Origin of the sequence: Pseudomonas sp. JUb52, from assembly GCF_004341115.1 — a bacterium.
GTDB lineage: Bacteria > Pseudomonadota > Gammaproteobacteria > Pseudomonadales > Pseudomonadaceae > Chryseomonas > Chryseomonas oryzihabitans.
Genome location: NZ_SLYS01000001.1, coordinates 175,684 through 199,314, shown reverse-complemented (window position 1 = coordinate 199,314; position 23,631 = coordinate 175,684). Strand labels below are relative to the sequence as shown.

The 23,631-nt window shown below is 68.1% G+C and carries 19 protein-coding genes; 12 read left to right on the top strand and 7 right to left on the bottom strand.

From position 1 onward, the window contains the following. Positions 1-126 precede the first annotated feature (126 nt). Positions 127-738 carry a hypothetical protein gene (locus EC839_RS00900; protein ID WP_132831831.1) on the bottom strand — a complete coding sequence of 204 codons (612 nt, stop codon included), beginning with the start codon at positions 736-738 and terminating at the stop codon, positions 127-129. A 120-nt stretch (positions 739-858) separates the two neighbouring features. On the opposite strand from EC839_RS00900, the gene EC839_RS00895 reads away from it, so the two are divergent. The 3 genes from EC839_RS00895 (at position 859) to EC839_RS00885 (ending at position 8,194) form a co-directional block, all read left to right on the top strand. After that, positions 859-1,530 carry a heavy metal response regulator transcription factor gene (locus tag EC839_RS00895; protein ID WP_027598269.1) on the top strand — a complete coding sequence of 224 codons (672 nt, stop codon included), beginning with the start codon at positions 859-861 and terminating at the stop codon, positions 1,528-1,530. After that, positions 1,527-2,909, top strand: coding sequence for a heavy metal sensor histidine kinase (locus EC839_RS00890; RefSeq protein WP_132831830.1), 1,383 nt, complete (start codon positions 1,527-1,529; stop codon positions 2,907-2,909). The genes EC839_RS00895 and EC839_RS00890 overlap by 4 nt, the downstream gene beginning before the upstream one ends. Before the next feature lie 152 nt (positions 2,910-3,061). Next, positions 3,062-8,194, top strand: coding sequence for a DUF4011 domain-containing protein (locus EC839_RS00885; RefSeq protein ID WP_132831829.1), 5,133 nt, complete (start codon positions 3,062-3,064; stop codon positions 8,192-8,194). A 472-nt stretch (positions 8,195-8,666) separates the two neighbouring features. Here EC839_RS00885 and EC839_RS00880 read toward each other — a convergent pair whose 3' ends face one another. After that, the gene (locus EC839_RS00880; protein ID WP_132831828.1) at positions 8,667-10,022 is read right to left on the bottom strand and encodes an OprD family porin; all 1,356 of its coding nucleotides are present in this window, start codon (positions 10,020-10,022) and stop codon (positions 8,667-8,669) included. Between the two features lie 146 nt (positions 10,023-10,168). On the opposite strand from EC839_RS00880, the gene EC839_RS00875 reads away from it, so the two are divergent. Next, complete coding sequence (locus tag EC839_RS00875) at positions 10,169-11,107, top strand: DNA/RNA non-specific endonuclease (RefSeq protein ID WP_132831827.1); 939 nt, start codon at positions 10,169-10,171, stop codon at positions 11,105-11,107. A 185-nt stretch (positions 11,108-11,292) separates the two neighbouring features. On the opposite strand, the gene EC839_RS00870 is transcribed toward EC839_RS00875, so the two are convergent. Then, positions 11,293-12,474 (bottom strand): MFS transporter, encoded by a 1,182-nt coding sequence (locus tag EC839_RS00870; RefSeq protein WP_132831826.1) that lies wholly within the window; start codon positions 12,472-12,474, stop codon positions 11,293-11,295. A gap of 95 nt (positions 12,475-12,569) precedes the next feature. On the opposite strand from EC839_RS00870, the gene EC839_RS00865 reads away from it, so the two are divergent. After that, complete coding sequence (locus EC839_RS00865) at positions 12,570-13,127, top strand: TetR/AcrR family transcriptional regulator (protein ID WP_132831825.1); 558 nt, start codon at positions 12,570-12,572, stop codon at positions 13,125-13,127. Positions 13,128-13,201: 74 nt separating this feature from the next. Here EC839_RS00865 and EC839_RS00860 read toward each other — a convergent pair whose 3' ends face one another. Continuing rightward, positions 13,202-14,215 (bottom strand): YrzE family protein, encoded by a 1,014-nt coding sequence (locus tag EC839_RS00860; protein WP_132831824.1) that lies wholly within the window; start codon positions 14,213-14,215, stop codon positions 13,202-13,204. A 124-nt stretch (positions 14,216-14,339) separates the two neighbouring features. Further along, a complete protein-coding gene (locus EC839_RS00855) occupies positions 14,340-15,686 on the bottom strand; it encodes an Nramp family divalent metal transporter (RefSeq protein ID WP_132831823.1) in 1,347 nt (448 codons plus the stop codon). A 218-nt stretch (positions 15,687-15,904) separates the two neighbouring features. Between EC839_RS00855 and mntR the strand changes: the two genes are divergently transcribed. Together mntR and EC839_RS00845 are read left to right on the top strand one after the other, a co-directional pair. Next, positions 15,905-16,354, top strand: a complete 450-nt coding sequence (mntR, locus tag EC839_RS00850; RefSeq protein ID WP_017640022.1) for a manganese-binding transcriptional regulator MntR — start codon at positions 15,905-15,907, stop codon at positions 16,352-16,354. A 101-nt stretch (positions 16,355-16,455) separates the two neighbouring features. After that, positions 16,456-17,769: a PAS domain-containing methyl-accepting chemotaxis protein gene (locus tag EC839_RS00845; RefSeq protein ID WP_132831822.1), complete on the top strand. Its 1,314-nt coding sequence runs from the start codon at positions 16,456-16,458 to the stop codon at positions 17,767-17,769. A gap of 20 nt (positions 17,770-17,789) precedes the next feature. On the opposite strand, the gene EC839_RS00840 is transcribed toward EC839_RS00845, so the two are convergent. After that, complete coding sequence (locus EC839_RS00840) at positions 17,790-18,950, bottom strand: MFS transporter (protein ID WP_132831821.1); 1,161 nt, start codon at positions 18,948-18,950, stop codon at positions 17,790-17,792. Beyond that, positions 18,950-19,483: a GNAT family N-acetyltransferase gene (locus tag EC839_RS00835; RefSeq protein ID WP_132831820.1), complete on the bottom strand. Its 534-nt coding sequence runs from the start codon at positions 19,481-19,483 to the stop codon at positions 18,950-18,952. The genes EC839_RS00840 and EC839_RS00835 overlap by 1 nt, the downstream gene beginning before the upstream one ends. A gap of 65 nt (positions 19,484-19,548) precedes the next feature. Here EC839_RS00835 and EC839_RS00830 point away from each other — a divergent pair, with 65 nt between their 5' ends. The 5 genes from EC839_RS00830 to chrA all read left to right on the top strand — a co-directional run bounded on the left by EC839_RS00830 (position 19,549) and on the right by chrA (position 23,591). Further along, entirely contained in the window at positions 19,549-20,472 is a 924-nt protein-coding gene (locus EC839_RS00830) for a LysR family transcriptional regulator (RefSeq protein WP_132831819.1), read from the top strand. A gap of 70 nt (positions 20,473-20,542) precedes the next feature. Beyond that, positions 20,543-20,866, top strand: a complete 324-nt coding sequence (locus EC839_RS00825) for a helix-turn-helix transcriptional regulator (protein WP_132831818.1) — start codon at positions 20,543-20,545, stop codon at positions 20,864-20,866. A 79-nt stretch (positions 20,867-20,945) separates the two neighbouring features. Continuing rightward, positions 20,946-21,992, top strand: coding sequence for an ACR3 family arsenite efflux transporter (gene arsB, locus EC839_RS00820; protein ID WP_132832170.1), 1,047 nt, complete (start codon positions 20,946-20,948; stop codon positions 21,990-21,992). Next, positions 21,989-22,414, top strand: a complete 426-nt coding sequence (arsC, locus tag EC839_RS00815) for an arsenate reductase (glutaredoxin) (protein ID WP_132831817.1) — start codon at positions 21,989-21,991, stop codon at positions 22,412-22,414. The genes arsB and arsC overlap by 4 nt, the downstream gene beginning before the upstream one ends. Before the next feature lie 10 nt (positions 22,415-22,424). Further along, complete coding sequence (gene chrA / locus EC839_RS00810) at positions 22,425-23,591, top strand: chromate efflux transporter (RefSeq protein ID WP_132831816.1); 1,167 nt, start codon at positions 22,425-22,427, stop codon at positions 23,589-23,591. Positions 23,592-23,631 lie beyond the last annotated feature (40 nt).

Below are 23,631 nucleotides of genomic sequence, written 5' to 3'. Positions count from 1 at the left end.
GGCTGAGGGAGCGGATCGGACCCGCGCTCGGGCTTACGAGCGGTAAATGAGCATTCCGACCGGGCTGGCGACCCAGGACATTTTCAACACAGTTTGGCCGACGCGCAGCAGACCGTGAATAGGTTCTTACATGGGCGGGGTGAAACCGTCCTTGCCTACGGCCACGCCCTTGGCGTGCTTGCCGTCTTCGGCCGGGAACAGCACCACCTTGGCGCCAGGCTTGAGCAGGCTGCGGTCGCCCTTCTCGACATAGGCGATGGGCACGTCCTCCGGTACCACCAGCTGCTTCTCGCCACCCTTGTACTGCACGGTCAAGGTGCGGCCGTTGGCCTTCTTGAGTTCGCCGACGGTGCCATTGGTCATGGTGCCGGTACTGCCATCGGCGTTTTCCCAGCCGTAGTGGCCTTCGCCGGTGCCGCGCAGGCTGGCCTCGAACACCGTCACCTCCAGCGCCTTGAGGGTGCCATCGGGCTGGGGAATGGCGGCGGAGCCGATGAAGCTGTTGGCTTCGATGCGATCCAGATTGGCCTTGGACACGGCGCGATAGCTGGTCTTGTCGTCCAGCATCAGGGTCTGGTGGGCACCATTGCGGGTGGTGAAGGCCAGGGTGTCGCCCTGGACGCTGTCCACGGTGCCGCGCATGGGCTTGACGGTGGGCATGGGCGCGGCCTGGGCCAGCAGGGCGCTGCTGGCGAGCAGCAGGGCGAGAGAACCGCGGAGCAGAGTCTGGGTACGCATGAAGCCTCCTGGGATAGGGAATCGCCCCGCCACAGTGCGACGCGTGGGGGGTCAGCAAGATGACCGGCGAATGACAAAAATGTCACCCAGCGGAGCGACCGGAGGCCCTACCATTAGCTCATGCATATTCTCCTCATCGAAGACGACCAGAAGACCGGCGAGTACCTGAAGAAGGGCCTCGGCGAATCCGGCTACGCGGTCGACTGGACCCAGCACGGCGCCGATGGCCTGCACCTGGCCCTGGACGGCCGTTACGACCTGATCATCCTCGACGTCATGCTGCCCGGCATCGACGGCTGGCAGATCATGGAGGTACTGCGCAAGAAGCTCGACGTGCCGGTGCTCTTTCTCACCGCCCGCGACGGCCTGCAGGATCGTATCCGCGGCCTGGAGCTGGGCGCCGACGACTACCTGGTCAAGCCCTTCTCCTTCGTCGAATTGCTGCTGCGCATCCGCACCCTGCTGCGGCGTGGCGTGGTGCGCGAGCCCGAGCATTTCCACCTGGCCGATCTGCAACTGGACCTCCTGCGGCGGCGGGTGACCCGTGGCGACGACCTCATCGTGCTGACCAACAAGGAGTTCGCCCTGCTGCACCTGCTGCTGCGCCGCGAAGGCGAGGTGCTGTCGCGCACCCTGATCGCCGCCGAGGTCTGGGACATGAATTTCGACAGCGACACCAACGTGGTGGACGTGGCCATCAAGCGGCTGCGCGCCAAGGTCGACAACCCCTATCCAGTCAAGCTGATCCATACCGTGCGCGGCATCGGCTACGTCTGCGAGGTGCGGCCTTGAGTGCGCGCTCACCCTCGCTGATCCTGCGCGCCACCCTGGGCTTCGCCCTGGTGGCGCTGCTCGCCGTGGGCGGTGCCGGCCTGTTCCTCTACCACAGCCTGGAACGGACGGTGCTGGAGCGCGCCGACTACGCCCTGCTCGGTCGCCTGGCGCATTTTCGCAGCCTGCTCAGCGCCGATCTGTCGCTGGAGACCCTGGGCCGCAGTCCGCAGCTGTTCGCCAACATGCTGGGCAACGAGCAGGATGTCTTTCTCATCGGCGCGCCGGGCGCCAAGCCGGTAATCGCCTCCAATCCGCTGCAGATCGCCCTGCCCGAGCTGGCCGTCATTCCCCAGACCCGGCGACCGACCCGCGCCGATCTGCGCGAAGGCCAGCTGGCCGACGGCACCCGCTGGCGCGCGGCGCGGGTCGCGGTGAACACCCCCGAAGGCCCGGTGGAACTGACCGCCGCCCATGTGCTGCGCAATGAGGACACCACCCTGGCCGATTTCCGGCTGGGCCTGATCGGCGCGGTGACCCTGGCCTTCCTGTGTACCGCCGGCCTCGGCTATCTGCTGCTGCGGCGCGGTCTGGCGCCGCTGCGGCGCATCGCCCGCCATGCCGGCGGCATCACCCCGACCCGCCTGGCCGCGCCCCTGGAGCTGGCCGATGCCCCGCGCGAGTTGCAGCCGCTGGTGGAAAACTACAACGCCATGCTGGCGCGCCTGGCCGACGGCTATGGCCGGCTGGTGCAATTTTCCGCCGACCTCGCCCACGAGATCCGCACCCCGATCAATGCCCTCATGGGCCATACCGAGGTCGCCCTGCGCCAGGTGCGCAGCGCCGAGGACTACCAGGCGCTGCTGGCGTCCAACCTGGAAGAGCTGGAGCGCATCTCGCGGCTGGTGGAAAGCATCCTCTTCCTCGCCCGCGCCGACGACGCCCAGGCGGTGCTGACGCCGCAGCCACTGCAGCTGGACGAAGAGCTGGCGCGCATCGCCGACTATTTCGAAGGACCGGCCGACGAACGCGGCCTGCGCCTGGTGGTGGTCGGTGGCGGCCAGGTGGTCGCCGATCCGCTGATGCTGCGCCGCGCCCTGAGCAACCTGGTGGCCAATGCCATTCGCTACGCCGAGCCGGATGGCGAGATCCGCCTGCAGGCGGACGGCGGCCGCATCCGCGTCAGCAATGCCGGACCCGCCCTGGCGCCGGCGCAGCTGCAACGGCTGTTCGACCGCTTCTATCGCGCCGATCCCTCGCGCCATCAACCCCATGATTCCAACGGCCTGGGCCTGGCCATCGTCGCGGCGATCATGCGCCTGCACGGGGGTCGTGCCGAGGTCGAGCAGGACGCGCGGGGCATCCATTTCAGCCTGGTCTTCCCGACCCCGGCGGCCTGAGCCGGGTCGCGGATAGCGACCTATCCCTCAAACCACGCAACCGCCCGTCACCAAAGGACTTTTTCCGCTTGCCCAGGCCGGCTATGGGCTGCATCGACCCGTCCACTACTGTACATTCATCTACCTTAGGCAATAAGCAAGGGTGGTAGGCGATGAGCGTGGATGTCGAACTGGTGCTGGCCGGCAAGATCGGTTTTGCGGCGCACCAGAACGCGGTGCCCGTGCTGCGCGAATTGCGCCTCACCCACAGCGGCCAGGACCCCCTGGTCGACGTCAGCCTGACGGTAACCGCAGAGCCGGCCTTCGTGGTCCCGCGCACCTGGCACCTGGAGCGCCTGGACCCCAAGGGCATCCTCCATCTCGATGATCGCGACCTCGAATTCGACGCCGCCCTGCTCGGCAGTCTGCAGGAAAGCCTGGTCGCCCAGCTGACCTTCACGGTACGCCAGGGCGAGACGATCCTGCAGACGCGGCGCTATCCGGTCGAGCTGCTGGCCCGCAACCAGTGGGGCGGCGTGGACAGCATGCCCGAGCTGGCCGCGGCCTTCGTCATGCCCAACGACCCGGCGGTGGATCGCCTGCTGGGCGCGGCCGCCGAGGTCTTGCGCCGCGCTGGCAAGTCCACGGCGCTGGACGGGTACGAGAGCGGCTCACGGCGACGCGTCTGGGAGCTGGGTTCGGCGCTCTGGTCGGCGCTGTGCGGTTTGCAGCTGACCTACGCGGTACCGCCGGCCAGTTTCGAGCGCCAGGGCCAGAAGATCCGCACGCCGGGCGCCATCCTCGACGGCGGCCTGGCCACCTGCCTGGATCTGGCCCTGCTCGCCTGCGCGGCGCTGGAACAGGCCGGTCTCAACCCGCTCTTGGTCATCACCCGCGGCCATGCCTTCGCCGGGGTCTGGCTGCAGCCCCAGGAGTTCGCCCAGCTGCTGACCGACGACGCCGAGCCGGTGCGCAAGCGGGTGGCGCTCAAGGACCTGCTGGTCTTCGAGACCACCCAGGCCACCGCCTCGCCGCCGCCCTCGTTCAGCCAGGCCATGCAACTGGCCGAGCGGCAGCTGGACGACGAGAGTTTCGTGCTGGCGCTGGATGTCCGCCGCGCCCGCCTGCAGCGGATCCGCCCGCTGGCGGTGCCCGGCCAGCCGGCCATCAATGCCGACGGCCTGCTGCTGCCAGGCGAAGCCCTGGAAGAAGCCCCGCCGCTGCCGGCCTTCGACGTGGACGTCGAGGCGGCGCCGACCACCCCGGTCGGCCGCCTGGCGCTGTGGCAGCGCAAGCTGCTCGATCTCACCACCCGCAATCGCCTGCTGCATGTGCCGGACAACGCCCGCAGCGTGCCCCTGCTCTGCCCCGAGCCGGCGGCGCTGGAGGATCGCCTGGCCGAGGGCCGGGCATTGCGCCTGGTGCCGCTGCCGGATCTGGCGGTGAGCGGGCGCGACGCCGTGCTGCACGAGGCCCGCGAGCACGAGAATCTCGACGACGAATACGCCCGCGGCGCCCTGGCCCGCGGCGAGGTGGTCGCCCCCCTGGATGCCACCAAGCTGGACGCGGCCCTGGTGGAACTCTATCGCCGCGCCCGCAGCGATCTCGACGAGGGCGGCGCCAACACCCTCTACCTGGCGCTGGGTTTCCTGCGCTGGAAAAAGGCCGCCGACGATCCCAAGCACTACCGCGCGCCGCTGATCCTGCTGCCGGTGCGCCTGGAACGGCAGAGCGCCGCCAGCGGCATCACCCTGCACCTGTTCGAGGACGAGCCGCGCTTCAACCTGACCCTGCTGGAGCTCTTGCGCCACGACTTCGACCTGGACATTCCCGGGCTCGACGGCCCGCTGCCCGGCGATGGCAACGGCATCGACGTGGACGGGATCTGGACCAAGGTCCGCCGTGCGGTGCGCGACCTGCCCGGCTTCGAGGTCAGCAACGAATTGCTGCTCGGCCAGTTCTCCTTCGCCAAGTACCTGATGTGGAAGGACCTCACCGAGCGCAGCGACCAGCTGATGGAAAGCCCGCTGGTGCGTCACCTGCTGGAACGCACCACGGAATCCGGCGCCTACCTGAGCGGCGGCAGCTTCCCCCGTGAGCGCGAGCTGGATCGCCAGGTCACCCCGGCCGAACTCTTCACCCCATTGCCGGCGGATTCCTCGCAGCTGGCGGCGGTGCTGGCCTCGGCCGGTGGCCAGGATTTCGTCCTCGACGGCCCGCCCGGCACCGGCAAGTCCCAGACCATCGCCAACATGATCGCCCACAACCTGGCGCTCGGTCGGCGGGTGCTGTTCGTCGCCGAGAAGCGCGCGGCGCTGGACGTGGTGTATCGCCGCCTGGAAGCCCAGGGGCTTGGCGAATTCTGCCTGGAGCTGCATTCGAGCAAGGCGTCCAAGGCCGAGGTGCTCAAGCAGCTGGAGCGCGCCTGGGATACCCGGGACGGCCTCGACGACGAGGAATGGCTGGCCGAGGCCGCCGAGGTGGAACGCCTGCGCGATCGCCTCAATGCGGTGGTGGAACGCCTGCACCGGCGCTGGCCCAACGGCCTGACCCTGCAGCAGAGCATCGGCCGCGTCCTGCTCGACGCCGCCCCTGATACCCCGCGTCTGGCCTGGCCCAACGCCGACGCCCATGACGCCGAGGCCCTGGCCGAGTTGCGCAGCGCCGTGCGCCGCCTGGCGCTGCATGCCGAGACCGGCCGCAGCCTGGCAGCGGATTTCACCCTCCTGCCTGCCCATCCCTGGTCCAACGCCTGGCAGGATGCCCTGGTCGGCGCCGCCGAACGGCTGCGCGACACCCAGCAAACCCTGCAGCAGGCGCGGCAACGCCTGCGCGATGTCCTTGGCCTGCCGCTGGCGGATCAGGTCGCGCCCCGGCGCCTGCTGGAATTCGCCGAGCTGCTGCAGAACGCCGCTGGCCAGGACCTCGCCTTCGCCTTCGGGCCTGGCGCCGCCGAGCGTCAGCGCCAGCTGGGGCGCGCCCTAGAGTTGCTGCGCGACTACCAGACGCTGGAGCGCGAGCTGTCGGTGCCTTATGCCGCCGAAGCCTGTCGCCGCGTCGCCCTGACCCAGCTGGAAACCGCCTGGGACGCCGCCGGGCAGCGCTTCTGGATCTTCGCCAGCCGTGCCCAGCGGCAGGTCACCCAGGATCTCGCCCGTCAGGGCGAAACCCAGGGTCAGCCCGACGTGGCCGCTGACCTGCCGCGCCTGCGTCGCCAGCGCACCCTGCTCACCGAACTGGACGAGCTGGCGCCCACCCTGGCCAGCATCGGTGGCTGGCAGGGCGTCACCAGCGACCTGGACGCCCTGCTCGCGCGCCGCGCCCTGGCGGAAAGGCTGAGTGCGGCGCTACCGACCCTGGCGGAAACCCCCGAGCAGCTGCTGGCCCTGCGCCAGGCCGCGGCGCGCCGGTTGCAGCATCCCGAGGACCAGCCGGCGGACACCACCCTGGCTCCGGCCAGCAGCGCTTTCGCCGCCGCCCTGGAGGCCGCCGAGGCCGCGCGCCAGAGTTTTGCCGAGCAGGCAGGACTGGCGACAGACACCCCCGCCGTCGAGTTAGTACGCACCGCCGCCGCGCTGCTGCGCCAACCCGGTCGCCTCAAGGCCTGGTGCGACTGGCAGCGGGTCCGCGAGGAAGCCGACACCCTCGGCCTGGCACCGCTGATCGCTCGCGCCACGGCCGCTTCGGTCGAGGACCTGGCGGCCCTGTTCGAAACCGCCTATGCCCGCTGGTTCGCCGCTACCGCGCTAGATGCCGAGCCGCTGCTGCGCGACTTCGTCCCGGCCGAGCACGAGAGCGATATCCAGGCCTATCGCCGGCTGGACGATCGCCTGCAGACCCTCGCCGTGCGCCATATCCGCGCCCTGCTCTGCCACGGCCTGCCACCGAAGAACGACGCCGCGCGCCAGGGCGGCGGCTTCGCCGTGCTCAAGCACGAACTGCAGAAGCAACGCCGACACAAGCCGCTGCGCCAGCTGGCCCTGGAAATGGGCGACGCCCTGGCGCGGCTGGCGCCCTGCATGCTGATGAGTCCGCTGTCCATCGCCCAGTACCTGCCGCCGGATGGCGGCCTGTTCGACCTGGTGATCTTCGACGAAGCCTCGCAGATCGCCCCCTGGGACGCGGTGGGCGCCATCGCTCGCGGCGTGCAGGTGGTGATCGCCGGCGATCCCCGGCAGATGCCGCCAACGCGCTTCTTCGACCGCGCCGCCGGCGAGGACGACACCGCCGAGGACCTGGAGAGCATCCTCGACGAATGCCTGGGCGCCGGCATCTACAGCCACAGCCTCAACTGGCACTACCGCAGTCGCCACGAGAGTCTGATCGCCTTTTCCAACCATCACTACTATGACGGCAAGCTCATCACCTTTCCCGCCCCGGAGATCCGTCCGAGCGCGGTGGAATGGCGGCGGGTGGACGGCGTCTACGCCAAGGGCAAGGGACGTCACAACGCCCTGGAGGCCCAGGCCATGGTCGCCGAGGCGGTCAAGCGCCTGCTCGATCCGGCCTTCGCCGGGCTCAGCCTGGGCATCATCACCCTCAACAGCGAACAACAGCGCCTGGTCACCGACCTGCTCGACCGCGCGCGCCAGCAGCACCCGGAGATCGAGGCGCACTTCGCCGAAGACCTGGCCGAGCCGGTGGTGGTGAAGAACCTGGAAACGGTCCAGGGCGACGAGCGCGACCTGATCATGCTCGGCATCGGCTTCGGTCCCACCGAGCCGGGCGCCAATACGATGTCGATGAACTTCGGCCCCTTGAACAAGGATGGTGGCTGGCGTCGCCTCAATGTCGCCGTGACCCGGGCGCGGCGGGAGATGCTGGTGTTCTCCTCCTTCGATCCGGGGCTGATCGACCTCAATCGCACCAATGCCCGTGCGGTACGGGATCTCAAGCTGTTCCTGGAATTCGCCCAGCGCGGTCCCCAGGCCCTGGCCGCAGCGGTCAAGGGCTCCCTAGGCGGCCACGATTCGCCTTTCGAGGAAGCCGTGGCCCAGGCGCTGCAGGCCAAGGGCTGGCAGGTGGTGCCGCAGATCGGCGTGTCGCGTTTCCGCATCGACCTGGGCATCGTCCATCCGGACCGTCCGGGCGACTACCTGGTGGGCATCGAATGCGACGGCGCCACCTACCACAGCGCCGCCACCGCCCGCGACCGCGACAAGACCCGCAGCGCCATCCTTCAGGGCCTCGGCTGGACGCTGCTGCGCGTCTGGTCCACCGAGTGGTGGATCGACCGGGTTGGGGCCACCGAGCGGCTGCACGGGGAGATCGAGCGGCTGCTGGAGGAATCGCGGGCGAAGGGTTGAGGTAGGGTCTGTTGGGCTTCGCTGCGCTCAACCCGACCTACAGAGGTTCAGGTCCGTAGGTTGGGTTGAGGCGGCCTTATCGCCGAAGCCCAACGATCCGGGCTCGATCCTGGCGCCGTTGGTGGTGGGGCGACCCTCACCTCAGCCTTCTCCCCAAGGGAGAGGGGGCGATTAGGTCCGGCGCGGCGCGGGGGGGGGGTGGCTTGTCCCCTGGTGTCGCGCTGCCAGGGCGTCCGTAGCGTGGAAAACCGCGCAGCGTTTTCCACTGATCAATTGCACGTGGACGTGGATAAGGCTGCGCCGTTATCCACTCTACGCGGCCACACGGCACCCGATCACACCGAACTGCCTCCTCTCCCCTTGGGAGAGGGCTGGGGTGAGGGCATTACCGGAAATGCCGATGGCCAATGGACCGTTGGGCTTCGCGACGCTCGACCCAACCTACAAGGCCTAACCTACCGAGCGCCGCCTATTACAGGATATTCAGCGGATACTCGGTGATCAGCCGGGTTTCGGCCACGGTGCCGCCGGTGCTCTGGCTGCCGGAATGCCAGGCCTGGCGCAGGCGGAAGCTGAGGTCCTTGGCCGGGCCGTTCTGCAGCACGTACTTGGCCTCCAGATCGGTCTCGTGTTCCTTGTCGCCGTCGCCATAGAGACCGGCGTAGGCCGAGTCCGCCGCCAGGTGGGTGCCGTCGATGCCGCTGCCGCGGGTATGGCGCACCATCAGGCTCAGGCCGGGCACACCGTAGCTTTCCATGTCGAGGTCGTAGCGGGCCTGCCAGCTGCGCTCGCCCGGGCCGTTGAAGTCGGAGAACTGCATCGAGTTGCCGAGCAGGATGGAGTCACCGAAGGACCCCGGCACCGGCGCGCCGAAGACCGCGTAGTCGAAGGGCTGGTCGCCATGGATACGCTGGTGGATCAGGGTGAAGGTGTGGGCGCCGGTCTGGAAGGCGGCAGCCAGCGAGCCGGCGGTGTTGGCAATGCTGCCGGCCTTGGCGCTGCCGGCGTCCAGGGTGCGATAGAGGTTGGCGTCGAAGGTCACACTCTGCTCGGCGGCCAGCGGTACGACATAGTTGAGGTTGCCGTAGTACTGGTCCCAGACATCCTCGAAGTGCCCGGCATAGAGCGAGGCGCTGAGGTGATCGCTGAACTTGTAGACGCCCCCGGCATAGCTGGCCGAAGCCGCCTCGACCCCCGCGTAGCCGGCGAAGATGCCACCGTCCGAACCAGTGGTGCGCGGCGCCGTGGCGGCGGTGAAGTGTCCGCCTTCCAGCATCAGGTGATCGACTTCCTGGCTCACCAGGCTCCAGCCCCGGGCGGTCTGGGGAAACAGCCAGTTGCCACCCGCTGCCAGCACCGGCGCCGTGGGTTGCTGGTCGCCATACTTGAGCACGGTGTTGGAGACGCGCAGCTTGACCGCCGCCCCGCCCTTGCTGAATTCGCTGCGCTGGCTGCCGTCGCCGTCCACCGGCATGTTCGGGGTGTTGGCGTGGCCGTCGCCGCCGTCCAGTTTGAGACCCAGATAGCCATAGGCATCCACGCCCACGCCCACGGTGCCCTGGGTGAAGCCCGAGGTGTAGTTGAGTAGAAAGGCCTGGGTCCAGCTGCGCGGATCGCGACTGTTGCGTGCCGCGGCGCCATGGCCGTCGCCCTCGTTCTGGCGCAGGTAGTAGTAGTTGCGCAGCAGCAGGGTCAGGTCACCGTCTTCGACGAAGCCCTTGGCATCGGACTGCTGGCTGGCCAGGGCGGCGCCGGTGAGCAGCAGGCCGGGCACGCCGAGCAGCCAGGCGCGCTGACGGGCAAAGGGGGAAAACAGCGATAGCGTCATGGGCGGTTCACTCAGGGTTGGAATCGTTAGGTCGCGAACGAGTTTGCCAGCTAGCGCCGGTGCATACCACTTCGCTGACCGTCGTCATCGTCCGGTAACCTCCCTGTGCTGCGCTGGCGGTTCGTCCCTTTCGCCAGAGCTCCGCCATGTCCAGCCAGCCCTTTGCGGTCGATCTCGCCCATCGCCCACGCCTCGCCGATCTGCGTCCCCTGCTGCCGGCGCAACCCGCCGGCCTGAGAAGCGCCGAGCCGCGCATCACCCCCGCCGCCAGCCTGGCGGATCGCCAGGGTTACCAAGCCGACTTCCTGGGCGACTTCCAGATCCCCTGGCCCCGGCCGAGCGCGGCCCTGGCCGGCGACGTCTATCCCCTGCCCGCCTCCGGCGATCGCCTGGACTACACCCACTTCTCGGTCAGCCTCTCGCGCAGCCGGCGAATGGCACTCTGGGTCGGGGTCAATATCGCCGGCGACCAGCACCTCGAGGTGCCCCGCAGTCGCGACGCCTGGGCCTACGATGGCCGGGTACCGCTGGAGGCTCAGCTGGGCGAGGCGCTCTATGCCGACAACCTGCTCGATCGCGGCCACCTGGTGCGCCGCCAGGATCCCAACTGGGGCCCCGAGGCCACCCAGGCCAACAAGGACACCTTCCATTTCACCAACTGCGCGCCACAGATGGCCGCCTTCAACCAGCGGACCTGGCTGGAGCTGGAGGACTACATTCTCGACAACACCCAGCGCTGGCAGGCACGGGTCAGCGTTTTCAGCGGCCCGGTCCTGCGTGCGGATGACCGCGCCTATCGCGACGCCCGGATCCCCGAAGCCTTCTGGAAGGTGGTGGCCTTTCTCGGTGACGACGGCAAGCCCTCCGCCAGCGCCTACCTCATCGACCAGCGCCGCGAACTGGACGAGCTATCCATCGCCTTCGGTCGCCTGCGTACCTACCAGTGCAGCGTCCTGCACATCGAGCAGCTGACCGGCATCGACTTCGGCCCGCTGCGCGACCACGACGGCTTTTCCAATGAAGAGCGGGCCACCGGCAGCCCCGTCGAGCGGGTCATTTCCGGTCCCGCCGACATCCTGCTCTAAGGCTTGTCTGTAAAGTCGTCGAGCGAAGGTCAGGCAAGGCAAAGATCCGTGAGGAAGCGGATCGGACTCGCGCTCGAGTTTACGAGTGGTAAATGAGCATTGCGACGGGGCCGCCCAGGCCGGGCTGGCGATCCAGTGGATTTTTAACGCCGCATGACCGAGCGCAGGCACTTTTCAGACAAAGCCTATCCCGGCTGTACGCAGCGGCGCGGCAAGCTATTACGCACCCCCAGTGCCGCCAGCAGGATCACCCCGACCAGATAGAGTTCGGCGGCGCCGGTCAGGCCCAGCCGTGGCACCAAGGCGCTGACCGCCAGGGCCGGCAGGCAGAACGCCAGGTAGCTGAGCACATAGAAGGCGGCCAGCAAGCCGGCGCGCTGGGCTGGTTGCGCCAGCGGCAGCAGGCTGCGGGTAGCGCCGAGAAAGCCGCTGCCGAAGCCGACGCCGGTCACCAGGGTGCCCAGGGCGAAGAGTCCCAGCTGACCGCTGGCCACCGCCAGCCAGAGCAGCGCCGGACCCGCCACCAGGGTGCTCGCCCCCAGGCGCAGCAGGCGCGTCGCCGGCCAGAGACGCAAGCCATGCAGACAGGCCGCACCGGTGAGCGTGAGACCCGCCACGACCACCCCGCCGACCAGGATCGACGTCGTACCGGTCGCCGCCTTGACCAGCCCCGGCATCAGCGACAGATAGAAGCCGCCCACGGCCCAGACCGCCAGCTCCAGCGGCAAGACCCGCCAGAGCATGGCGCGGGCCTGGGGCGGCACCGCCAGTTGGGGGCGCAAGGCGGCGAGCAGACCCGGCCGGCGCGGACCGCTATCGGGCAGGCGCAGCAGCGCCAGGCCCTGCAGTAGAAAAAGTGCCAGGAACAACCGATAGACCAGTTGCAGCGGCGCCGGCGCGAACTCCACCAGCAGGCCGCAACCCAGCGCGCCGATCGCCATGCCGAGCAGCGGCGTCAGACTGTTCAACCAGGGACCGCGCTCGGCATCCACGTCGAGCAGCGCCGCACCCAGGGCACTGGTGGCGATCCCGGTCGCCAGGCCCTGCAGAGCGCGGGCGAGCACCAGGTCCGCCAGGTCATGGGCCTGGTGGAACAGCAGCATGGCGCCCGCCTCCAGCAGCAGCGCCGCCAGGATCACCGGCCGCCGCCCCAGGTGATCGGACAGCCGCCCACCCACCAGCAAGGCCGCCAGCAGGGCGAAGGCATAGACGGCGAACACCCAGGTCAGCCAGAAGGTGGAAAAGCCCCAGGCCTGCTGGTAGGTGGCATAGAGAGGGGTCGGCGCACTGGACGCGGCCAGGAAGGTCAGCAGCACCGCGCCCAGCAGCGTCAGGCGTGCAGAGGAAGAGCCGTTCAGGGAAGACATGCCTGCACCTTAAAGCTAAATAATTGCTTTAAAGCCTGAACCCTTCCGGCAGCAAAAGCAATGCGTTTGCGTTAAGAGCCGGGTATCCTGTCACCATGACCACCAAGCAAGCCCGTCCCGGCGGCCGCAGTGCCCGCGTTCAGCAAGCCATCCACGAGGCCGTCCTGGCGCTCCTGCAGGAGCAGCCCCGGGAAGCTCTCACCGTCCCCCTGATCGCCGCGCGCGCCGGGGTCACGCCTTCGACCCTCTATCGTCGCTGGGGTAACCTGCCCAGCCTCCTGGCCGACGTCGACTTGCAGCGCCTGCGCCCGGACCAGCCGCCGGAGGACACCGGCAGCCTCAAAGGCGATCTCGAACGCTGGCTGGAACACTATGTTGATGACCTCGCCTCCACGCCCGGTCAGGCCATGCTCAGGGATGCCCTGGCGGCCACCGATCCGGGGTGCGCGGTGCGCTGCACCGAGCCGACCCGGGAACGCCTGGAACTGCTGCTCGAACGCGCCCACCGGCGTGGCGAACCGGCGCCGACCCTGGACGCCTTGCTCGACGGCCTGGTGGCCCCGCTGATCTATCGCACCCTGTTCGGTGGCGAGCGCCCCGACCTGGCGCTGTGCCTGCAGCTGCTCGCCCGGGTACTGCGGCCAGACCGCTAGCCAGGGCGTTGCCCATAAATGACGAGGCCCGGACTGTCACCAGTCCGGGCCTCGTACTTTGTCAGCGCTTGCGCTTAGGCAGCGACCACCTTGTTGGCCGGCTGGGTACGACGACCCAGGGCACCACCGATGGCACCGACGATGCCGCCGATCACCAGGCTGATCAGCAAAACCCAGCTGGCCTGGGAGACTTTGCGGGCAGCCACGTCAGCCGCTTCGCGAGCCTTCTGCTCGGCCTGGGCCTTGAGTTCCTGATACTTGGCATAGGCTTGCTGGTAGGTCTGCTGGGCCTTGTCGACGATGGCATTGGCCTCGGCGTCGCTCTTGCCGGTGCGGGCCTTGATCAGGTTGACCAGGGCCTGACGATCAGCGGCGTTCCAGGCCTGGTCGCCACGTTGCTTGAGGCGATCCAGCAGGGCGCTCAGCTGGTCATCGGTCTGCTGCGGATTGTTGGCGCTGTTCTGGGCGGTGTTCCTGGCGTCCTGCTCGGCGCCCTGAGCCTGCTGCTTCAGATTCTCCGGCTGCAGTTCGGTCTTGCCGGTCTGGCGCAGCGCGGTTTCCAGTTCGTTCTGCAGATCACCCAGGTCGAGCTGGATGCCCTGCTGGCGCAGTTGGTCCTGAACCTGGTTGGTCAGGGCCGGTGCCGCCTGGGACAGGCCGCTGCCGATCATCGACAGACCGCTGCCCGCCACGTTCAGACCGGTACGCACCACGCCGCTCACGGCGCTGGACACCAGATAGACGCTGACCAGGGTCACGCTGGCCCACACCAGGATGCCGTGCAGGGCGCCTTCGCGCTGGGCCAGGCGACCGGCGATCCAGGCGCCGACGAAGACCGAGACCACGGCGCTGACGCCGACCCAGATACCGGTGCCCTTGCCCAGGCCGTCCAGCGGATTGGCTTCCTGTTGCGGATCGATGGAAGCCGAGCCGATGGCGGTGCCGAGCAGGCTCAGCAGCAGCGAAACGGTCAGGGCAATGACCACGCCGGCGATGATCGAACTCCAGGAAATACGCTTCAGCAGGGGCGCGGTAGCGGTGGCCGTGGTGGCCGCATAGGCTGGGGTGTGACGGGCGTCATAGGACATGGCAGGTGCTCCGGGTGGTTATGGGAAGAACTTATTGTGGTAACGGATTGATACCGTCACGCTTTCGGAAGTTCCCAAACCAGCATTCCAGAGCCACCAAAGGTCATCAGACCTCAGATGTCGGCTAACCCACCAGGGTATCGGCCAGCAGCTTCACATTGAGCACCACGATCAGCCCGGCGATCGCCCAGGCCAGCACCTGCATGACCCGCCCGATCACGAAAGAGCCCATCAGCTGGCGATCCGAGACGAAGCGCACCAGGGGGATCACCGCGAAGGGCAGTTGCATGGACAGCACCACCTGGCTCAGCACCAGCAGCTTGGCCGTGCCGCTTTCCCCATAGAGACCGGTCACCACCACCACCGGGATCACGGCGATGCCGCGGGTGATCAGCCGCCGCGCCCAGTCGGGAATGCGCAGCGACAGGAAGCCTTCCATGACGATCTGGCCGGCCAGGGTCGCGGTGACCGTGGAGTTGATGCCCGAGGCCAGCAGCGCCACCGCGAACAGCAGCGAGGCGATACCCACGCCCAGCATCGGCGACAGCAGGTGGTAGGCGTCCTGGATCTCGGCCACATCGGTGCGCCCGGCGCTGTGGAACACCGCCGCGGCGGTGATCAGGATGGCGGCGTTGACGAACAGCGCCAGCATCAGGGCCAGGGTGCTGTCGGCCACCGCCCAGCGCAGGCCCATCCGGCGACCTTCCTCGGTGCGCGGATAGGCGCGGGTCTGCACGATGGACGAATGCAGATAGAGGTTATGGGGCATCACGGTGGCGCCGATGATGCCGATGGCCAGGTAGAGCGCGGCCGGATTGGTGACGATTTCCGCCTTGGGCAGGAAGCCGTCGGCGATCGCGGCGATGGACGGCTGGGCCAGCACCATCTGTACGCCGAAGCAGACGAAGATCAGCGTCAGCAGGGCGATGACGAAGGCTTCCAGCCAGCGAAAGCCGCGATTCATCAGCAGCAGGATGAGAAAGACGTCCAGTGCCGTGAGGATGGCGCCCCACATCAGCGGGATGCCGAACAGCAGATTCAGCGCGATGGCGGTGCCGATCACCTCGGCCAGGTCGCAAGCGATGATGGCGATCTCGCAGGCGATCCACAGCAGCAGGCTCACCGGCCGGGAATAGCGCGCGCGGCAGGCCTGGGCCAGGTCCAGCCCGGTGGCGATGCCCAGCCGTGCGGCAAGGGCCTGCAAGAGGATGGCCATGAGGTTGGAGAGCAAGATCACCGACAGCAGCAGGTAGCCGAATTGCGAGCCGCCGGCCAGGTCCGTGGCCCAGTTGCCCGGATCCATGTAGCCCACCGAGACCATGTAGCCGGGGCCGAGAAAGGCCAGCAGCCGCCGTAGCCAGCTGCCGCCCTCGGGCACTGGCACGCTGGCATTCATCCGCCCCAGGCTGGGCCGGGCGGACGGCGCAGACTCCTGCCAGGCAGGCTCGACGTAGCTGGCGGATTCTTTCATGGCGGACTCGTGCGGCAAGGTAGGACTACCCTTTGGAGAATTTAGCCTAGGCTAAAATTCACACATCCAGCAATAAAAAATCTCTATCTCATCCGTCGATAACGCCCATTGGCGAAGGAAACTTTGGTATTCGCCCGCAACTCGGTCAAAATGGCGCCCGATCGCGTCCTCTCGACGCGCCTCAGGTCTTTGCGGAGAAGGTCATTCAGGTGGGCAACATGACAAAGGACGACGAACTGCTGAATCGGTTGGTCGATCCATCCATTCACATGGAAGGTTTTCAACAGGTCCGCGAGGCGCATCGTCAGGAGCTGATCGAAGACTATGTCGAGCTCATTTCCGATCTCATCCGGGACGGCGGTGAAGCCCGTCAGGTGGACATCGCCGCGCGTATCGGCGTGGCCCAGCCGACCGTGGCCAAGATGCTCAAGCGCCTGGCCGCCGCCGGCCTGATCGTGCAACGCCCCTATCGCGGCGTCTTCCTCACCCCCGAAGGCGAAGCCCTGGCCGAAGCCAGTCGCGCCCGCCACCATGTGGTGGAGACCTTCCTGCTGACCCTGGGCGTGGACGCCGATACCGCACGGCGCGATGCCGAAGGCATGGAGCACCACGTCAGCGAGGCCACCCTGGCCGTCTTCCGGCGTTTCATCGCCAGCCGGCAGGCCTGACGCTTGCGGCTTTAGTCGAAAGTCGCTGCGCTCCCCTTAAGAAAATCCCGGCACCGTCGAAGTAGTGGAAGTCATACTTTCACTCCTCTCGGTGTCCTGCCATGTTCAATCGCCCTCTCAAGACCGAACTCGCCCAACTGCGCGCCGAAGTCGCCGAATTGCGTCAGCTGCACGCCGGCTTCGAAAGCCAGGCGCTAAGCCTTACCGTGGACGAGCGCGGCAACATCGAGCGGGTAAACGAGCGCTTCTGCCGCGAGATGGGCTATCGCGCCGAGAACGTGGTGGGGCGTCCGCTGGACGCCTTCATTCCGGAATACGTCAAACAACTGCCCTGCTATCGCGACCTCAAGAGTGCGCTCAGCCAGGGCCAGCAGACCAGCGGCATGTACCGTCTGCTGCGGGCCAACGGCCAGGAAGCCTGGCTGTATGCTACCTGGCAGCCGCTGCGCGACGCCGATGGCCGGATCCACAAGACCATCTGCTACGGCAATGACTGTACCGAACAGGTGGAGACCTCCACCGAGCACTCCGGCCTGATCAATGCCCTGCTGAGATCCACCGCGGTCATCGAATTCAACCTGGCCGGCGAGGTGCTCACCGCCAACGACCGCTTCCTGCAGGGCATGGGCTATTCGCTCAAGCAGATCCAGGGCAAGCACCACCGGCAGTTCTGCACCAGCGAAGAAGCCAATTCCGCCGACTACCAGGCGTTCTGGGCGCGGCTGAATCGCGGCGAATTCATCGCCAGCCGCTTCAAGCGCCTCGACAGCCATGGCCGTACCGTGTGGCTGGAAGCCTCCTACAACCCGGTACTCAACACCCGCGGCGAGCTGTACAAGGTGGTGAAGTTCGCCACCGTGATCACCGAGCAGGTGGAACAGGAACAGGCGGTGGCCGAGGCGGCCAAGGTCGCCTTCGACATCTCCCAGCAGACCGACGAAAGCGCCCGTCAGGGTGCCGAAGTGGTGCAGAACACCGTCTCGGTGATGCGCAAGATCGCCGAGGAGCTGCAGGTGGCTTCCAACGGCATCGAGGCCCTGGGCGAGCAGTCACTGGTGATCAGCACCATCGTCAAGACCATCAGCGGCATCGCCGAGCAGACCAACCTGCTGGCGCTCAACGCCGCCATCGAAGCGGCGCGGGCCGGCGAGCAGGGCCGCGGCTTCGCCGTGGTGGCCGACGAGGTCCGCCAGCTGGCCGGCCGCACCAGCAAGGCCACCGAGGAGATCGTCGGCGTGGTGCAGCAGAACCAGCAGCTGGCGCAGACTGCCGTGGCCAACATGGCGGCGAGCAAGCACCAGGCGGAACAGGGCCTGCAATTGGCCAACGCCGCTGGCACCCGCATCACCGAGATCCAGGACGGCGCCCAGCGCGTGGTGGGTGCGGTGGGTCAGTTCGCCCGTCGCCTGAACTAGCGCGTACGCTGGCGCCCGCCTCAGGCTGGCGCCGGACGCCATCGTCCGAGCAGCCCCACCGCGGCCAGGGTCACGCCCAGGCTGACCAACAGGCACAGCCCGAGCAGACCGCGATCACCCCAACTCTCCCGCGCCAGGGCATAACACCAGGGCGCGGCCGCCGAGAGCAGAAAGCTCGGCGCCAGCAGCTTGCCGGTCAGGCGCGCATAGAGCGCCCGGTCGAACAGCTCCAGCGGCAGGCTCGCTCTCAGTACCGCCACCAGGCCGTTGAGGGCGCCATAGAGAAAGACGAAGCCGGCGGTGAGGCCCAGATGGCCTTCGCTCGCCAGCGCCAGGGCGAAACTCAGCGGCAGGCCCAGGCCCAGCAACAGATTGAGCTGGCGCGCCGAGAGTCGCTGTCCGGAGGCCAGCTCCGCCAGCCGCGCACAGACCTGGCCGATCCCCCACAACGCCGCCACCCCTACCGGCACACCCCGCTCGGCCAGCAGCGCCGGCAGGTGCGCCGATAGCCCGGCTGAAAGAAAGCCGATCAATGCCATCCCGGTGGCGAACAGCACGCCAGCTAGACGTGGCGAGTGGCCTTCCGCCGTAGGAGGCAATTCGGCATTGGGCAGGCGTCCGCGTACATTGGGCAGCGGCAGGAGCAACAGCAGGCCGGCCAGGGCGATGCCGGCATAGACCACCAGCCCCAGGCGCCAGCCCAGCCCCTCCAGCAGCCAATGCCCCAGTGGCCAGAACACCGCCGACGCCAGCCCGCCCAGCAGGGTGATGCGCACCATCACCACCCGCGACCGCTCGCCGGCCAGTCGCGCCAGGGTGGCGAAGGCGGCGTCGTACAGCGACAGGCGCATGCCCACGCCCAGGGTCACCCAGGCCAGGTAGAACAACGGCGCCGATTGCGCCGCGGCCAGGCCCAGGCAACCCAGGGCATCGAGCACCAGGCCGAGTTGCAGGGTGCGGCAGCCGCCCAGGCGTTCGATCACCGCGCCGCTGAAGGGCGAGACCAGGCCCATGGTCAGCATCGCCAGGGAAAAGCCGCCATAGACCCAGCGCGCGTCCCAGCCCAGCCCCGCGGCCATCGCCGGGCCATAGACCCCGGGCAGGTAGAAGGCCAGGCCCCAGGCCAGCAACTGCATCAGCCCCAGCTGCCAGATGGCGCGATCGCTCGGCATCGGCGTCATCAGCGCGTACCCGGGGTCCGCTCGCCCTCACCCAGGCTGCGCTGCATCAGCACCGTGTCCAGCCAGCGCCCGTGCTTGAAACCCACCGCCTCGAAGGTGCCGACGGTGCGAAATCCCAGTCGCTGGTGCAGGGCGATGGAGCCCCGGTTGGCACTGTCGCCGATCACCGCCACCAGCTGGCGAAAGCCCGCCGCCGTGCAGGCCGCGACGATCTCTTCCAGCAGCCGGTGGCCGATACCCTGGCCGCCCAGGCCGTCGCGGACGTACACCGAGTCTTCCGCGGTATGGCGATAGGCCGGTCGCGGGCGATAGAGCACCGCATAGGCGTAGCCGACCACCTCGCCATCCAGCTCGGCCACCCGATAGGGCAGCCCGGCCTGGCGCACCGCGGCCAGGCGGCGTTCCAGCTCGGCCAGGTCCGGCGGTTCCAGCTCGAAGCTGGCGCAGCCATGCAGCACGTGCGGGGCATAGATGGCCTGGATGGCCGGCAGATCGGCGGGGGTGGCATCGCGCAACTGCAGAGCGGTGTTCACGGGAGAGGTCCATTCGCGGGGTCGATGAGGCGATCATGCCGGGACGGCCAGTCAAAGATAAAGCTATGCTCGGTTATCACCGGTATAAGGGAAACCTTGGCATGGCCGACCTAAACCTCACTCAGCTGCAGACCTTCGTCCAGGTCGTCGCCACCGGCAGCTTTTCCGCCGCGGCCGATCGCCTGGGGCTGAGCCAGCCGGCGGTCAGCCTGCAGATCCGCCAGCTGGAGCGCCGCCTGGGCCTGAAGCTGCTGGAGCGCCTGGGACGTGGCCTCAAGCCCACCGCGGCGGGCCGTCTGCTGCTGGATCACGCCGAACGGATCCAGACCGCGGTGGACCAGGCCCTGCAGGCGCTGGCCAGTCATGGCGAAACGGTCAGCGGACGCGTCGCCATCGGCACCGGCGCCACCGCCTGCATCCATCTCCTGCCGCCGCTGCTGGGCCAGTTGCGCCAGCGTTTTCCGCAGCTGGATGTGCGGGTCAGCACCGGCAACACCCTGGATGTCCTGCGGGCGGTGGAAGACAACCGCCTCGACCTGGGCCTGGTCACCCTGCCCGCCAGTGGCCGCAACCTGCAGGTCGAGCCCTTGCTGGAGGATGCCTTCGTCGCCCTGCTGCCCCCCGCCAGCCCCCTGCCAGCGCGCGCCCTGGCGCCAGCAGACCTGGCCGAGGCGCCGCTGCTGGCCTTCGAGACCGGCAGCAGCACCCGGCTGCTGATCGACGACTGGTTCCGCCGCGCCGGCCAGGCCAGCCGGCCGGTGATGGAGCTGGGCAGCATCGAGGCGCTCAAGGAACTGGTGGCTGCCGGCCTCGGCTACAGCCTGGTGCCCGGCATCGCCGTGGCCACCGAGCACCATCGCCACGGGCTAAGGGTCCAGCCGCTGGCACCGCCCCTGACCCGCACCCTGGCCCTGGTGCTGCGTCGCGACAAACCCCTGGGTCGCCCGCTGCAGCAGGTGCTGGAAGCGCTGCGGCAGTTGCGCCGCTAAGCAGCGGCTCGACCAGGCGCTCGCCACGCTCTATCATTCAATAATTCACCTATCCTTGTATTATTGAACCATGAATGAAGAATTTGCCGTTTCCGCCCTCGCCGCCCTCGCCCACGCCCAGCGCCTGAGCGTCTTTCGTGCCCTGGTGGTCGCAGGCACGACCGGGCTCACGCCCAGCCAGCTGGCCGATCAGCTCGAGGTAGCCCGCAGCAACCTCTCATTCCACCTCAAGGAGCTGGCCAATGCCGGTCTGGTGTCGGTGGAACAGCAGGGCCGCAATCTCATCTATCGCGCGGCCTATGACCGGATGAATGCCCTGCTCGGCTACCTGACCGAGCACTGTTGCGCTGGCGACGACTGCGCAGTCAGCGAATCGCCGCGCTGTTCCTGCTGACCTCCGTCCCTCCACCGCCAACCACAAGACCAGGCCCGCCATGCACAGCCCCCCCGCCTGCCCACCGGTAACACCCGCCATGAACACCTTCGAGCGTTACCTCAGCCTTTGGGTCGCGCTCTGCATCCTCGCCGGCATCGCCCTCGGCCAGCTGGCACCGGGCCTGTTCCGCGCCATTGGCCGGATCGAGGTGGCCCAGGTCAATCTGCCGGTCGGCCTGCTGATCTGGGTCATGATCGTACCGATGCTGCTCAAGGTGGATTTCAGCGCCCTCGGCCAGGTGCGCCAGCACTGGCGCGGGATCGGCGTCACCCTGTTCGTCAACTGGGCGGTCAAGCCCTTCTCCATGGCGCTGCTCGCCTGGCTGTTCATTCGGCAGCTCTTCGCGCCCTGGCTGCCGACCGACCAGCTGGACAGCTACATCGCCGGCCTCATCCTGCTGGCAGCGGCGCCCTGCACGGCCATGGTCTTCGTCTGGAGTCGACTCACCCAGGGCGATCCGCTGTTCACCCTGTCCCAGGTCGCGCTGAACGATACCCTCATGGTCTTCGCCTTCGCCCCCATCGTCGGCCTGTTGCTGGGCCTGTCGTCGATCACGGTGCCCTGGGCCACGCTGCTGCTCTCGGTGGTCCTCTACCTGGTACTGCCGGTGATCCTCGCCCAGCTCTGGCGTCGGGCGCTGCTGCGCCAGGGTCAGGCCGCCTTCGAGCGCACCCTGACCCGTCTGGGACCGCTCTCGATGGGCGCCCTGCTGGCGACCCTGGTGCTGCTGTTCGCCTTCCAGGGCGAGGCCATCCTGGCGCAGCCGCTGGTGATCATCCTGCTGGCCGTGCCCATCCTGATCCAGGTGCTGTTCAATTCGGCCCTGGCCTACTGGCTGAATCGCCTGGTGGGCGAGAGCCACAGCGTGGCCTGTCCCTCGGCGCTGATCGGCGCCAGCAATTTCTTCGAACTGGCGGTGGCCGCCGCCATCAGCCTGTTCGGCTTCCACTCGGGCGCCGCCCTGGCTACCGTGGTGGGTGTCCTGATCGAGGTACCGCTGATGCTGCTGGTCGTGCGCCTGGTGAACGGCTCGCGTGGCTGGTACGAACGAGGTGCCCCTTCCCACCGTCGAGACCGTCCATGAACAGCACCATCACGATCTACCACAACCCCGCCTGCGGCACCTCGCGCAACGTGCTGGGCCTGATTCGCAACAGCGGCGTCGAGCCGACGGTCATCCACTACCTGGAGACACCGCCCGAGCGGGCGCAGCTGGAGCGACTGATCGCCGACCTGGACATGCCGGTGCGCGAGCTGCTGCGCCAGAAGGGTACGCCCTATGCCGAACTGGGCCTGGACGATCCGCAGCTGGATGACGCGGCCCTGATCGCCGCCATGCTCCAGCACCCTATCCTGATCAATCGGCCCATCGTGGTGACCGCCCTGGGTACCCGGCTCTGCCGCCCCTCGGAACGGGTGCTGGAGATCCTGCCCGCGCCGCAGCGCGGACCCTTCGTCAAGGAAGACGGCGAGGTGGTGGCTCCTTCTGCGACGCCGCGCGGCTGATCGGGCCGCCATGCGCGACATCGCCCGCGATAAGGGCAGCGCCTGGCAGGTCTTCCTGATCTTCCTGCGCCTGGGCTGCACCAGCTTTGGCGGCCCCATCGCCCACCTCGGCTACTTCCGCCAGGCCTTCGTCACGCGGCGCCAGTGGCTGGATGAAGCCGCCTATGCCGAGCTGGTCGCGCTCTGCCAGCTGCTGCCTGGTCCGACCAGCAGCCAGGTCGGCATGGCCCTGGGGCGCGCCGGTGGGTGGGGTCTGCTGGCGGCCTGGCTCGGTTTCACCCTGCCCTCCGCCCTGCTGCTGATCCTGTTCGCCCTGGGCCTCGCCCACGTTCCGGGATTGGCCGACTCGGGCGTGGTGCATGGGCTCAAGGTCTTTGCCGTGGCGGTGGTGGCCCAGGCGGTCTGGAGCATGGGCCGCACGCTGTGCCCGGATACGCCGCGTCGCCTCCTGGCGCTGGTCGCGGCCGGCCTGGCGCTCTGGCTGCCCGGTTCGGCGGGCCAACTGCTGGGGCTGGGGCTGGCCGCCCTGATCGGACGTCTCGCCCTGACGCCCGCCGCCACGCCGCCGACTCCGAGCCTGCAAACGGGACTTTCCCGGCGTCTGGGAGTGGTCGCCCTGCTGCTGTTCCTGCTGCCGCTGCTGCTCCTACCTGTCTGGGGCAATCTGGCCGCGGGTGTCTACCGCGCCGGCGCCCTGGTGTTCGGCGGTGGCCATGTGGTGCTGCCGCTGCTGCAGGCGGTGGTGGTGCCCAGCGGCCTGGTCAGCGATGGCCAGGTCATGGCCGGCTACGGTCTCGCGCAGGCGGTGCCCGGCCCGCTGTTCACCTTCGCCGCCTACCTCGGGACCCTGGTGCCCGGGGCCCTGCCCGCCTGGCTCAACGGCCTGGTCTGGACCCTGCTGATCTTTCTGCCCGGCGCCCTGATCCTGCTCGCAGCCCTGCCCTTCTGGCAGACGCTGCGCCAGCACCCCGGCTGGCAACGCCCGCTGACCGGACTCAACGCCGGGGTGGTCGGCCTGTTGCTCGCGGCGCTCTACGATCCGGTGTGGACGGGTGCGATCCGCAACCTGACGGATGTCGTCCTGGCAGCCCTGGCCCTGATGCTCCTGCATACCCGCTGGTCACCGGTGCTGATCGCGCTGTTGGTCGCCTTAATCGTCTGCCTATTGAACTTTTAGCGCACTACCGTTTAGCGGCATCCCGCTAGTGGCCCGATGA